Annotated in this window: 10 protein-coding genes; 5 read left to right on the top strand and 5 right to left on the bottom strand. The window is 65.3% G+C overall.

Going from position 1 to position 13,630, the window contains the following annotated elements:
- Window positions 1-25 precede the first annotated feature (25 nt).
- Window positions 26-1,258 (bottom strand): formate-dependent phosphoribosylglycinamide formyltransferase, encoded by a 1,233-nt coding sequence (gene purT, locus NCS67_RS03930; protein ID WP_250434304.1) that lies wholly within the window; start codon window positions 1,256-1,258, stop codon window positions 26-28.
- Between the two features lie 257 nt (window positions 1,259-1,515).
- Between purT and NCS67_RS03925 the strand changes: the two genes are divergently transcribed.
- Complete coding sequence (locus NCS67_RS03925) at window positions 1,516-2,106, top strand: META domain-containing protein (protein ID WP_250434302.1); 591 nt, start codon at window positions 1,516-1,518, stop codon at window positions 2,104-2,106.
- 143 nt (window positions 2,107-2,249) lie between these two features.
- Window positions 2,250-5,825 (top strand): DNA translocase FtsK, encoded by a 3,576-nt coding sequence (locus tag NCS67_RS03920; protein ID WP_250434300.1) that lies wholly within the window; start codon window positions 2,250-2,252, stop codon window positions 5,823-5,825.
- 17 nt (window positions 5,826-5,842) lie between these two features.
- Here the strand turns inward: NCS67_RS03920 and NCS67_RS03915 are convergent, their stop codons facing one another.
- The 3 genes from NCS67_RS03915 to NCS67_RS03905 all read right to left on the bottom strand — a co-directional run bounded on the left by NCS67_RS03915 (window position 5,843) and on the right by NCS67_RS03905 (window position 8,900).
- Window positions 5,843-6,895, bottom strand: coding sequence for a transporter (locus NCS67_RS03915; protein ID WP_008350659.1), 1,053 nt, complete (start codon window positions 6,893-6,895; stop codon window positions 5,843-5,845).
- An 85-nt stretch (window positions 6,896-6,980) separates the two neighbouring features.
- Window positions 6,981-7,544, bottom strand: coding sequence for a phospholipid:lipid A palmitoyltransferase (locus NCS67_RS03910; protein ID WP_008350661.1), 564 nt, complete (start codon window positions 7,542-7,544; stop codon window positions 6,981-6,983).
- Window positions 7,545-7,583: 39 nt separating this feature from the next.
- Window positions 7,584-8,900: a lactonase family protein gene (locus NCS67_RS03905; protein ID WP_250434298.1), complete on the bottom strand. Its 1,317-nt coding sequence runs from the start codon at window positions 8,898-8,900 to the stop codon at window positions 7,584-7,586.
- Window positions 8,901-9,077: 177 nt separating this feature from the next.
- Here NCS67_RS03905 and NCS67_RS03900 point away from each other — a divergent pair, with 177 nt between their 5' ends.
- Window positions 9,078-9,230, top strand: a complete 153-nt coding sequence (locus NCS67_RS03900; RefSeq protein ID WP_008350665.1) for a DUF3096 domain-containing protein — start codon at window positions 9,078-9,080, stop codon at window positions 9,228-9,230.
- Between the two features lie 151 nt (window positions 9,231-9,381).
- On the opposite strand, the gene NCS67_RS03895 is transcribed toward NCS67_RS03900, so the two are convergent.
- Window positions 9,382-9,630 carry a hypothetical protein gene (locus NCS67_RS03895; protein WP_033536686.1) on the bottom strand — a complete coding sequence of 83 codons (249 nt, stop codon included), beginning with the start codon at window positions 9,628-9,630 and terminating at the stop codon, window positions 9,382-9,384.
- Between the two features lie 451 nt (window positions 9,631-10,081).
- On the opposite strand from NCS67_RS03895, the gene NCS67_RS03890 reads away from it, so the two are divergent.
- A complete protein-coding gene (locus NCS67_RS03890; protein ID WP_250434296.1) occupies window positions 10,082-11,956 on the top strand; it encodes a glycoside hydrolase family 15 protein in 1,875 nt (624 codons plus the stop codon).
- A 354-nt stretch (window positions 11,957-12,310) separates the two neighbouring features.
- On the top strand, window positions 12,311-13,582 hold the full coding sequence (locus tag NCS67_RS03885; protein WP_008350671.1) for a polyhydroxyalkanoate depolymerase: 1,272 nt from the start codon (window positions 12,311-12,313) through the stop codon (window positions 13,580-13,582).
- Window positions 13,583-13,630 lie beyond the last annotated feature (48 nt).

Raw genomic sequence — 13,630 nt, 5'->3', positions numbered from 1 at the left:
TCGCTCCCGCCGGCGCGCGCGCCGGTCATCTGGCCGAAACCGGCCTCACCTTCGACACTGCGAGTTTCGCGCGTTCGCGCGCTTCGCCGGTGTCGGCGCCCGTTGCAAGCGCGACGCCCATGCGGCGCTTCACGAAACTTTCCGGCTTGCCGAAAAGCCGCAGATCCGCGCCCGGCACGGCGAGCGCTTCGGCGACGCCCTCGAACGCGATGCCCGCTTCATCCAGCCCGCCGTAGATCACGGCCGACGCGCCGGGCGCGCGCAAAGCGGTATCGACGGGCAAGCCGAGGATCGCGCGCGCGTGCAGTTCGAACTCGGAGAAACGTTGCGTCGCGAGCGTGACGAGGCCGGTGTCGTGCGGACGCGGGCTCACTTCCGAGAACCAGACGTCGTCGCCGCGCACGAAGAGTTCGACGCCGAAGAGTCCGCGCCCGCCGAGCGCGGTCACGACCTTCGCGGCGACATCGCGCGATTTGGCGAGCGCGGCCGGGCTCATCGCCTGCGGCTGCCACGACTCGACGTAATCGCCCGCGACCTGAACGTGACCGATCGGATCGCAGAAGTAAGTTTGCGTCTCGCCGCTCGCGGGGTCCGCCGCGCGCACGGTGAGCTGCGTGATCTCGTATTCGAAGTCGATTAAGCCCTCGACGATCACGCGCCCGTGATTCACGCGCCCGCCCGCCATCGCGTAGTTCCACGCGGGTTCGACGTCGGCGTCGCTTTTGAGCACCGACTGGCCTTTCCCCGACGACGACATCACCGGCTTCACGACGCACGGAAAGCCGATCTTCGCGATCGCCGCCTTCATCTCGTCGAGCGATTGCGCGAACGCGTACGGCGAAGTCGGCAAGCCCAGTTCTTCGGCCGCGAGCCGCCGGATGCCTTCGCGATTCATCGTGAGCTGCGTGGCGCGCGCCGTCGGGATGACGGTTGCGAGCCCGGCCGATTCGATATCGGCGAGCGCTTCGGTCGCGATCGCCTCGATCTCCGGCACGATCAGATGCGGCTGCTCCTTCTCGACGAGCGCGCGCAGCGCGGCGGCGTCGGTCATGTCGATCACGTGCGCGCGATGCGCGACCTGATGCCCCGGCGCGTTCGCGTACCGGTCCACCGCGATCACTTCGACGCCCAGCCGCTGCAATGCGATGATCACTTCCTTGCCGAGTTCGCCCGCGCCGAGCAGCATCACGCGCGTGGCATTGGGAGAAAGCGGCGTGCCGAGGCGCGTGGCGCCGGTGCGGCGTGGATCGGTCTGCATGAGTGCTCCAGAATCGGGTGGTGAGGTCAACGAGGCGCAAAGCGGCTGAATTGGGCGCGATGTTAACACGCAGCACCAGCGGCGACACTTTGCCGTTCGGCCTATTGACAGGCGAATGCGCGTCGGAAGTCCCGGCGCGTTTCCGATCGATGGCAAGCTCCCGAAAGCGCAGCCAGTCATTTTGTTGCATCGCGGCGCTGGACAAATCACAGGACGCGTGCGATACCCTTACGCTTTCGCCAGCTTCAGGATCATCGATGCCCACGCACTTCCCTCGCGCGTCCGCGCTTACCTCGCCGCGCTCATCGTCAAATCCGCTGTGGCGCCGCAAGAAGGCGCTCGCGCTGGTCTCCCGCACGTGCGCGCTCGTGGTCGCGGCGAGCGTCGTCGCCGGCTGCGCGATGCCGAAGCACACCGATGCAAGCGCCCCGCCCACCGATCCCTATAATCCTGCCGCCACGCAACTGCTCGACGACACGCAATGGGCGCTCACGAGCTGGACCGATGCGAGCGGCCAGTCGCGCGCCGTCCCGCACGCGGGCGAGAACAACGCGCAGCCGCTCACGCTCGATTTCTCTACCGCGAACGGACGCCGTCAGGCGAGCGGCTTCTCGGGCTGCAACCGCTTTGCGGGCGCCTACGAGCTGAAGAACGGCAAGCTCACGTTCGGTCCGCTCGCCGGCACGCGGATGGCGTGCGTGTCCGGCGCGGGCGCGGCGCTCGAGCGGCCGTATCTCGACGCGCTCGCACACGTCGCGAAGAGCGGCGTGCAGATGAATCCGCCGCAAGCGCTGCAACTGACGCTCGACGACGGTCAGGTGCTCACCTTCGCGCCACGTGGGAAATGATGTGTTGCGTACTCGCGGCAGGAACGTCGTGCGCGTGCGCCAGCCGTTAAACTGCTCGATCGAACAGCCCGGCCGACCGGCGATATCGCTGCGGCCGGGCAGCAGTCTCATTTGTTTCACCCAACATTGATTCAATCTCAAGCATGCACATGGTAGTTCTCGGCTGGTTCGGTGCATCGGTCGTCTGGTTCCTTCCGCTCTTCTGGCGCATCGTCAAACAGGCGCTGCCCGGCGGCGCAGGCGTGCGCGGCCCCGGCACGATCCGCCTCTGGATCGGGTTTGTCGCCGTGCTGATTGCGAGCAGCACGCTCGAAGGCGCGCTCGCAAACTCGCTCGAAACGCAGGCGAACATCAATCGCATCGGACTCGCGCTCGCCGCGGCGCTGAGCGGCCCGGCGGATCTGGCCGGCGCGGGCGCGATCGCGGCGCTCGTGCTCGCCATCTTTCTGCCCTGGCTGATCGAATTCAGCTGGCGCTCGGTGCTCGCATGGGCCGACGAAGCGTTCGGCTTCGGCCTGCCGCAAAGCTGGCTCACGCCCCGCGAACGCGAAAGCGAGTCGCGGCAACAGTCGACGACCCGTGACAAGGCGCGCGACAAAACGCGTGACAAGACGGCGAACTGGTTCGAACGGCGCGCCCGCGCGAAGACCGCACGCGATTCGCAGGAACGCGCCCATCGCGCCGAGCGTTTCGATTCGCCGACGCCGCGCACCTTGCCCGACGAGCCGACGCTCGGTCTGCCGACCGGTCATCGCAGCACACGTTATCAGCGGCCGACAGCGTGGCGCCCGCCCGCGACCGGCAAGAGCGGCGCGAGCCGCACGGTGGCGGCCGCGGCGAGCGCCGTCGCCACGGCCGAGGCGTACGCGAAACGCCCCGCCTTCGAGGCCGCAGGCGTCGCTCCTCCCGTGACGCAGACCGAGCCGATGGCGCCTTCGGGCTGGTTGAATTCGTCGCCATCGGCGGCGAATCGCGAGGCCCGCGCGCCGTTTGCGCCGCGTCAGGCGTCGGCGTTCGAGCCTTCCGGATCGGGCTTGCGCGCATCCGTCGCCGTCGACAAGCCGCGCGTCCAGACGCCGCCTCCTGCGCCGCGCGTGGATCGCCCGCGCAGTCCGGCGACATCGATGCCCGCGCAGCGATCGACGGGCGTGGCGAGCATGTCGACATCCGTCGGCACGAATCCCGGCGCGTCACGCCGGCCGCCTGTGACGCAAGCCCCGCAGGGCTTCAGGCGTCCCCCGGCGCGTCCGGCCGCAGCCGCCGCAGCCGCCGCAGCCGTTTCGACGCGCGAGTTCGCGCCCTCGCCGCTCGCCGCGCCCGCGTTCTCGCGTCCTGCCGCGCCGCTCGGACCGCCGACGCCGCCGCCCGCGCCCGAAGCCATCCAGGCGGCGCTGCGCTCGATCGAAGAGAAGACCGCGATGTGGACGTCACTCGCGGGCGCGAGTCTCGCGCGCGGGCATGTGGCGATGGCGCGCGCCGCGCAGCCCGAAGTCCAGCCGGCCGCCGACGTACCGGAGCTGGCGGCGCCCGTGAAAGGCATCGTCGAAACGGCGCCGGAAGTGACGCCGCTCGTGGACGTGCAGGAAATCGATGAGCGCATCGATCCGCCGTCGATCGACGCGCACGTCATCGCGCCCGCGCTCGTCGAACCGCCGCCGCTTTTCGACATGCGTCTGCCCGAGCCGTCGATTCCCGAATTCGCGGCCTCCGAGCCCGACACGCCGCCCGCGATCGAAGCCGTCGAAGAGGAAGCGGAAGAAACTGCGATGCCGGAGCCGGCGCGCATCGATTTGCCGTCCGAACCGCCGCTGCCTCGCCCGGACGCAACGACGGCAGAACCCGCGCCTGTGGTCCGGGAGCGAGAACCCGAGCCCGAGCCGGACCTGCGCGATCTTGCGCAAACGCCGCCTTGGCTGGACGCGCCCGAGCCCGCCGACGAGCAAGGCGAGCCCCCGCCCCCATCGCTGCTTCGAGTGGTCGATGAGCCGGACGAAATGCCCGCCGAAGATGAACAACCGGTCGCCGAACAGCAGGCATCGGGCGACGAGTTCGCGACGCCGTCGAACATCGTGCGCTTTCCGGTAATCGCCGCCGCGCCGGTCGCGCCGCTGCCAGCGGTCGCCGCGCCCGCCGCTGCGCCCGTGGTGAATCAGCCGAGCCCGGCGCCCGAACCGCGCCCGCCGGTACGCGGTTCCGCGCCGACGGAATTCGAATTCCACGCGCCGCACGCATCGGCGGTGGAATTGCCGACGCTCGATCTGCTCGAACCCGCATCCGATGAAGTCGAGCCAGTCTCCGAGGAGCGTCTGAACGAAACCGGCCTGCTCATCGAGCAGCGCCTTCAAGAATTCAAGGTGCCGGTCACGGTCGTCGGCGCGTCGGCGGGTCCGGTCATCACGCGCTTCGAGGTCGAACCCGCGCTCGGCGTGCGCGGCAGCCAGATCGTCGGCTTGATGAAGGATTTGTCGCGCGGCCTCGGCCTTACGTCGATTCGCGTCGTCGAGACGATTCCCGGCAAGACCTGCATGGGCCTCGAACTGCCTAATCCGAAACGCCAGATGATCCGCCTTTCGGAGATCCTCGAAGACGACGTGTACCGCAACTCGAAGTCGAATCTGACGATCGCGATGGGCAAGGACATCATCGGCAATCCGGTCGTGACGGATCTCGCGAAGGCGCCGCACATGCTGGTCGCGGGCACGACGGGCTCGGGCAAGTCGGTCGCGATCAACGCGATGATCCTCTCGCTGCTCTACAAGGCGAAGCCCGAGGACGTGCGCCTCATCATGATCGACCCGAAGATGCTGGAGCTTTCCGTCTACGAAGGCATTCCGCATCTGCTCGCGCCCGTCGTCACCGACATGAAGCTCGCGTCGAACGCGCTCAACTGGTGCGTCGGCGAAATGGAAAAGCGTTACCGGCTGATGTCGGCGGTCGGCGTGCGCAATTTGCAGGGCTTCAACCAGAAAATCCGCAACACCGAAGCCGCCGGCAAGAAGCTCACGAACCCGTTCTCGCTCACGCCCGATGCGCCCGAGCCGCTCTCGACGCTGCCGCTCATCGTCGTGGTCATCGACGAACTCGCCGATCTGATGATGGTCGCGGGCAAGCAGATCGAGCAACTGATCGCGCGTCTCGCGCAAAAGGCGCGCGCGGCCGGCATCCATCTGATTCTCGCGACGCAGCGGCCATCGGTGGACGTCATCACCGGCCTCATCAAGGCGAATATTCCGACGCGCGTGGCGTTTCAGGTGTCATCCAAGATCGATTCGCGCACGATTCTCGACCAGATGGGCGCGGAATCGCTGCTCGGCGCGGGCGACATGCTGTTCCTGCCGCCCGGCACCGGCTATCCGCAGCGCGTGCACGGCGCGTTCGTCGCGGACGAGGAAGTGCATCGCGTGGTCGAACATCTGAAGCAGTTCGGCGAACCGGAGTACGAGGAAGGCATTCTGTCCGGACCGACGCCCGAAGGCGGCGGCACGCAGGATCTTTTCGGCGATTCGTCCGATGCCGAAGCCGATCCGCTCTACGACGAAGCTGTCGCATTCGTCGTGCGTACGCGGCGCGCGTCGATTTCGTCGGTGCAGCGGCAATTGCGCATCGGCTATAACCGCGCGGCGCGGCTCGTCGAGCAGATGGAAGCAGCAGGCCTCGTCTCGCCGATGGGCAGCAACGGCAACCGCGAAGTGCTCGCGCCGCCCGGCCCCGCCGAATAAGCCGCGCGCCTGAAGCGTTACCAGAGCCGCAAGCGGCGCAACAGAAAGATCGTGATGGCGGCGCAGCACGCCATCACGCCGACCACGATCCAGAACGACGCCGGATCTTTCGTGCCGGGCAAACCGGCCACGTTCATGCCGAAAATGCCGGTCACGAGCGTCGCGGGCAAGAGCAAGGCGGACATGATCGCGAGCCACAGCAGCTTGCGGTTGATGTCCTCCGAAAGCGCCGCGGCGATCTCGTCCTGCAACAGCTTCGCGCGTTCGTACAGCCCTTCCAGACCGCCGCCCAGGCCGTTCAGCACCTGGATCGCCTGCACGAGCGCTTCCATCGAACGCGGCTCGGCCCATTCGAGCTTGCGCAAGACGAGCTGCGTGAGCGCATTGCGCTCGGGATCGATGAAGCGCCGCACTTCCACGAGCCGCCGACGCACGTCGCCGAGCACGGAGCGGCACCTGGCGTGGCCGCCTTCGAGCACGCTTTCCTCGACATCGTCGAGACAGTCGCCGATTTCGTCGATGCGATCCGCGAAAGTGTCGTTCAGCGCGCGGATCAGGCCCGCGAAAAGATCGACGGTATCGCGGAACATCGCGCCTTCGAGCACGGCGTGACGCAGCCGGTCGGTCGATTGCAGCGGCCGCGCGCGCACCGTGATCATGCGATGCCGGTCGACGTAAAAGCGCAGCGCGCCGGTCGCGCGGTTCGCCTCGCGGGCATCGGGCGCGGTGGCGTCCGGCGTCTTCGCGACGAGCTCCAGGTCCGCGACGACGCCATACATGAAGTTCGATCCGATATGCACGCGCGGACGCTTGTCCTCGCCGTTCAGGAATTCGCGCGCGACGTCCGGCATCGACGTGACGCCTTCGAGCCAGCCTTCGACGGCGTCGTCGTTCGCGGACAGATGCAGCCACGTCGGGCCATCTCCGGCGACGGCTGCGCGCGCTTCGTCCCACGTCAGCCGCAACGCCTCGCCGCCCGCGAAGCTGAATGCGCTGATGAATCCCGGCGGCGCCGGTTCGTTGCGCTTCGCCGGGCGCTCGCGGGCGTCGAATGTATGAGTCGTGTTCAAGTTGCTTTCCCTGCTATTGCCTTTCGATTTCCTCAGTACACCTTTCAGTCGATGCGAAAGACAGGCGTATCAAAAAGGCATCGTACTAGAACTCGTAGCGGCCCCAGAAGAAGGCGACGTTCCCGTCGTTGAGACCGGGAATGTGCGGGATGATCGTCGCCATCACCGACGTGCTCCGGTAGCGGATCGAGCCGATCGGCAGCGCGAGCGGCAACGGCAGGTAATGCGCGATGTCGCTGCGCGCCGTGAAGCCGACGAAGAATCCGCCGCCCGCCTGCAATCCGCCGAGCACCGGCTTCGTGTACCACTGGCGCGCGTAGCCGCCGATCGGCTCGAAATTGTGATGCGAATCGGAAAAGGCGAATGCGAACAGGATGTCTTCGTTACCGTTCGCGTCGGTCCAGTGCTTGCCCGCGCCGCCGCCCCACGACCACGGATTCAGTTCGCTGCGATTGTCGAAGCCGTTGATGTGCCAGCCGTAGCCCGTCACGTAAAGATCCCAGGTGCCTTCATGCGCGACGCGCATCACGCGCTGGCACGCCGACGACATCCAGTCGCGCTTGTAATCGCATTCCTTGTCGTCCGCGTGGGCCGCGCACGACACGCACAGCATCGAAATCGTGACTGCCTTGACCAGTGTTGTTTTCATCGTCCGCGCCCGGTCGTTTCAATCGCCGCGATCGACGCGTCACGATGGCGATACGAACTTGAAATCGACCGGCGAGCCGATCGACAGCCGCTTCGGGTCCGACGCAAGCTCGCCCGTCTGCGGATCGCGGCGAAAGAAATACGCGCTGTCGCTCTCCTGATTGCCGACGATGAGCCAGCGCCCGGTCGGATCGATTGCGAATTCGCGCGGCGTCTTGCCGAGCGTCGGATAGCGCTTGACGAGCTTCAGATGGCCGTTCGCCGGATCGATCGAGAACTGCACGAGTTCGTTGGCGTCGCCGCGATTGGTCGCGTACAGGAAGCGCCCGTCAGGCGACAGATGAATCGCGCCGCCGCCGATCTTCCCTCTGAAACCCGGCGCGATCAGCGAGGCAGTCTGGATTTGCGTGAGCTTGCCGTCGCGGTAATCGAACGCTAGCACCGATGCGTTCAGCTCGGTCGTCAGATAAGCGTGCTTGCCGCTTGCGTCGAAGACCAGATGGCGCGGCCCGGAACCCGCCTTGATCGGTGTGTAGCGCGATTCGGTCGGACCCAGCAGACCGCGGCTCGATGCGGACGGATCGGCCGTGTACCGATAGGCGAACACCTTGTCGACGCCGAGATCCTGCGCGAAGAGATACTTGCCGTCGGGCGAGAACACGGTCGAGTGGACATGCGAATTGTCCTGCCGTCCTTTCACCGGACCGGCGCCTTCGTGATGCACCGTCAGCACCGAATTGCCGACGTGGCCATCGGAAGCCAGCGGAAACACCGCGAAGCTGCCGCCCGGATTGGACGCGACCGAATAGTTGGCTGTCAGCAGATATTTGCCGTCGGGCGATATCGCGAGATAGCACGGATCGTTGCCGTCCGATGACACGCGATTGAGAAAGCTCAACTGGCCGCTCGCGCGATCGAAGCGAAAGGCGCTGACGCCGCCGCGTTGCGTTGCCGGGCCGTTGTCGCCGGGCAATTCGTTCACTGCGTACACGTAATGGCGGTCGCGGCTCACGACGAGATACGACGGATTCACCGTCTGCGCCGACGCGATGCGGGACAGCTCGCCGCTGCCCGTGTCGAACCGATAGACATAGATGCCTTCGCTCTTGCCACCGCCCGTATAGGTGCCGATGAGCAGATCGTAGACGTCGCCGCTGGCCGGTTTCGACGCGGCGACGTCGCTCGCGGTGCCCGGCGCGGCGGGCGTCGCGGCCGTTTGCGCGAAGGCCTGCGCCGCTGCAAACGAGAGCATCAGCGCGACGCCTTTCGCCCACGCGACGCGCTCGGCGCGCTTCGGGCGCGCGTCTTGCAAGACGTGCATCAGCGGATTCGCGCCGCAAGGTTGGCTCGGGTGCATGAAACCTCCTCTTCGTCTCTTTGATGCTTGTTATCGGGAGCGGCGCGCGAAACCGCCGACATCGCAAGGCCCAAGGACGTGCGGGAGCAAGTTCCGCTCCAAACGATGAAAACGACGATACACCTTTGCACGACCGGCCAACCGACACGATTCGAACCAACAACAGGAGTTGCCGCGATGACCATCCACCTAAGCCTCGCCCCGCTCGTCTCGCTGATCGCAGGGATCCTCATTCTCATCATGCCGCGGCTGCTGAACTTCATCGTCGCGATCTATCTGATCGTGATCGGGCTGATCGGCCTGTTCGGCATGGGATCGGCTCATTTCTGACGGGCGCGCGACTGTCGTTGTGACGCCGATTCCCGTCGGCGGTTCCGCGGACGCGCACGAACGCGCGAACGCACGCGTACGGAATGTCCGTGCGCGTGCGCAAAGTGTCACGAAAGAAGGACGCGCGGGCCTGCCGCGCGGATCGGCCGTGTCAGCCGTTGGCGAGCTGATCGAGACGCAGGCGTCCCTGCAGCGACAGCGCACCGACCGACACGCCGGTCACGCCGAACGTATAGCGGTTGAAACAGCCGCGCTCCGTAAGGAACGCGGCGGCGGCGTCCATCGCGTTGCGCGACAGTCCGAGGTTCTTGTGATCGAGCGCGAGGAGCATGTCGGCGTCCGATACGCGGCTCGCGGCGGAAAGAATGGCGATGCAGTCAGCTTTCGACGGATAGAGCATGGGATTCTGTTCCTCGAAAACGCTACGTTGAAAACCGGAAGAGACGTTGCGCGAAGCGACTGCATGACCCGCGCGCGAGACGACCGGGAACATGCTGAAAGACAAATGAAAGGCGCAGAAAGTTTCCGCGCCCTGCTCGAAAAGGCCGCGGCGCGGATGCCTTTCACGAAGCTTCATTCTAAACATCAGTCGAATGCAGAAGCAACGGTGCGTTCGGCGCTTCGCTAGTCATTTTCCGCCAACCGTGCGACACGTCCCGATGACGCCCGGCCCGGTTTCCTGCTCGCCGTGAACGATTGCGGCAGAATGCGGCCAGAAAGCATGCATGACGTCCGTCGCCCCGACCGCCGACGACGCCGCGTTTCGCTCGGGCGCTCGTGTCCCGAATCGTTTGCTCAACCCGCGGCGCGTTTCGATTCGGCCCGCGCCGCCTGCAGGAAGATGTTCGCTTATGCCCGCACTGATCGAAGACTATGCAATGGTCGGCGACGGCCACACCGCCGCCCTCATTTCCCGCGACGGCTCCGTCGACTGGCTCTGTTGGCCGCGCTTCGATTCGGGCGCGTGCTTCGCCGCGCTGCTCGGCACGCCCGAGCACGGCCGATGGCTCCTCGCGCCCGACATGCCCGACGGCGAGTCGCCTGTCGTCAGCCGCCGCTATCGAGATGACACGCTGGTCCTCGAAACCGATTTCGAGACACCGCAAGGCGCGGTGACGATCGTCGATTTCATGCCGCTTCGCAACGGCCATTCGGAGCTGGTGCGTATCGTGATCGGACGCCGCGGCACGGTACGGATGAAGATGGAACTCGTGCTGCGCTTCGATTACGGCTCCGCGGTGCCGTGGGTCAGCCGCCTGCCCGACGACAGTGGCATCCGCGCGATCGCCGGGCCGGATCTCGCGGTGCTGCGCACGCCCGTCGATCTCGTCGGCGAGAACATGCACACGACCGCCTGCTTCGATGTGAGCCCGGGCGAGCGCGTGCCGTTCTCGCTGTGCTATTCGCAGTCGCATCTGCGCTTGCCGCACGCATCCGATCCGAATACGCAACTCGCGCGCACCGAAAATCACTGGCGCGAGTGGTCCGGGCAAAGCGAGCTCAACGGCCGCTGGGCGAGCGCGATCCGCCGCTCGCTCATCACGCTGAAGGCGCTCGCGTACGAGCCGACGGGCGGCATCGTCGCCGCGCCGACGACATCGCTGCCGGAACAGCTCGGCGGCACGCGCAACTGGGACTACCGATACTGCTGGCTGCGCGATGCGACCATCACCCTGCTCGCGATGATGCGCGGCGGCTACTACGACGAAGCCCGCGCATGGCGCGCGTGGCTGGGCCGCGTGATGGCGGGCTCGCCCGCGCAGATTCAGATCATGTACGGCATCGCGGGCGAGCGCCGCCTGCCCGAATGGGAGATCCCGTGGCTGCCGGGATACGAAGGCGCGGCGCCGGTGCGGATCGGCAACGGCGCGGTCGACCAGTTGCAGCTCGACGTCTACGGGGAAGTGATGAACGCGCTCCATCTCGCGCGCGTCGGCGGGCTGCAGAGCGATGAAACCGCGTGGTCGATCCAGTGCGCCATGCTGCAACACCTCGACACGATCTGGGAAGAACCCGACGAAGGCATCTGGGAAGTGCGTGGCGGCAAGCAACACTTCACGTTCTCGAAGGTGATGGCGTGGGTCGCGTACGACCGGGCGATCAAGTCGGCGGAAAGCTTCGACCTGCCTGGCCCGATCGATCACTGGCGGGAGATGCGTGCGCGCATCCGCGCCGAGGTGCTGAAGAAAAGCTGGAATCCGAAGCTCAACTCCTTTACGCAGGCTTATGGCAGCGACGCGCTCGATGCCAGCCTGCTGCTCATTCCGTTGCTCGGATTTTTGCCGCCAAAAGATCCGCGAGTGACCGGAACCGTACATGCGATCGAGACCGATTTGACGCACGATGGGCTCGTCAAGCGCTACCACACCGCGGAAGTCGCGGACGGGCTGCCGCCCGGGGAAGGCACGTTTCTGGCTTGTAGCTTCTGGCTGGTCGACAATCTGGCGCTGCAGGGCCGGATCGACGAAGCGCATCAAATGTTCGAGCGCCTCGTCGGTCTCGCGAACGATGTCGGGTTGTTGGCCGAGGAGTACGACACGGTGGCGAAGCGCATGGTCGGGAATTTCCCGCAAGCCTTTACCCACGTGGCTCTCGTGCACACCGGGATGAACCTGATGCGTCACGAGGAAGAAATGGCGAAGGCGACCGGTCAGCCGTCCGGCTCGGAACATCACGCCGAATCGGAAGCGCAGGCCGAAATCGACGCTGCGGCGGGAAAGTCATAAATCTCTGTTTTATTGGCGAAATCAGTGTTTTGACGGTAATATTTGTGCAATGCACAAAAAGTATGATTGCAGGATGTGTTGTTTCCAGGCGAGCAATTTCAACCGATCGGTTGAATTGAACGTTTAATGCGCGGAAAATATTGCCTCGACTCAAGTTGCATTCTTCCCGCGTCGATAACGCGCAGGTGGCAACGCGAAAAGGCACGCGAAGCATCGCAGGAAGTCAGTGCCCCGGCAGCAAGGCGACAGCCCGCCGCGCCGCCGGGGATCTTCGAAAGCCGTTGAAGTTCGTCGCCGGAAGCATTGCCGGGATCAACGGGCGTACCGGTTTCCACCGGAGTTACTGGGGCAACCATGCTCTATCAAATTCACGAATTCCAACGCGCCATGCTGTCTCCCCTCACAGCATGGGCCCAGGCAGCATCGAAATCCTTCGTCAACCCGGCCAGTCCGCTCGCCTATGTGCCGGGTTCGAGCCGTCTCGCCGCAGGCTACGAACTGCTCTACCGGCTGGGCAAGGACTATGAGAAGCCGGAGTTCAATCTTCATCAGATCGTCAAGGACGGTCACAACATTCCGATCGTCGAGCAGACGGTGATCGAGAAGCCGTTCTGCCGCCTGCTGCGCTTCAAGCGCTTCGCGGACGACAGCGCAACCGTCACCAAGCTGAAGAACGAGCCGATCGTGCTCGTGTGCGCGCCGCTCTCGGGCCACCATTCGACGCTTTTGCGCGATACGGTCAAAACGCTCTTGCAGGACCACAAGGTGTACATCACCGACTGGATCGACGCGCGCATGGTCCCGACCGAGAACGGCCCGTTCCATCTGGACGATTATGTCGAGTACATCCAGGAGTTCATCCGTCATATCGGCGCGAAGGACCTGCACGTCATTTCGGTGTGCCAGCCGACCGTACCGGTGCTCGCCGCCATTTCGCTGATGGCGAGCCGCGGCGAAGACACGCCGCGCACGATGACGATGATGGGCGGCCCGATCGACGCGCGCCGCAGCCCGACCTCCGTCAATTCGCTCGCGAACGAGCACTCGTATGAGTGGTTCGAGAACAACGTCATCTACACGGTGCCGGCAAACTATCCCGGCGTCGGGCGCAAGGTCTATCCGGGCTTCCTGCAGCACGCGGGCTTCGTCGCGATGAATCCCGAGCGCCATCTCACGGCCCATTGGGACTTCTATCAAAATCTGCTGCGCGGCGACGATGAGGACGCCGAGCAACATCGCCGTTTCTACGACGAATACAACGCCGTGCTCGACATGGCCGCCGAGTACTACCTCGAAACGATCCGCATCGTATTCCAGGAATTCCGGCTCGCCGAAGGCACATGGGAAGTCAACGACGAGCTCGTGCGTCCGCAGGACATCAAGCACACGGCGCTTTTCACGATCGAAGGCGAACTCGACGACATCTCCGGCAGCGGCCAGACGCGCGCCGCCCACGATCTGTGCACCGGCATTCCGGAGAAGCACAAGCGCCATTTCACGGCGGAAAAGGCCGGCCACTACGGCATTTTTTCGGGCCGCCGCTGGCGCACGATGGTGTATCCGCAATTGCGCGAGTTCATTCTCGAGCACGACAAGACGCCGAAGACCGAAGCCGTTCCGGCCTAAGGTACGAACGCACGAACGCGCCGGTACCGATTCCATCGCGGCAAACAA

It is taken from the genome of Caballeronia sp. ATUFL_F2_KS9A (genome assembly GCF_023630765.1).
Classification (GTDB): domain Bacteria; phylum Pseudomonadota; class Gammaproteobacteria; order Burkholderiales; family Burkholderiaceae; genus Caballeronia; species Caballeronia zhejiangensis.
The sequence above is the reverse complement of the archived record's forward strand: the minus strand, read 5'-3'. Positions and strand labels throughout refer to the sequence as shown.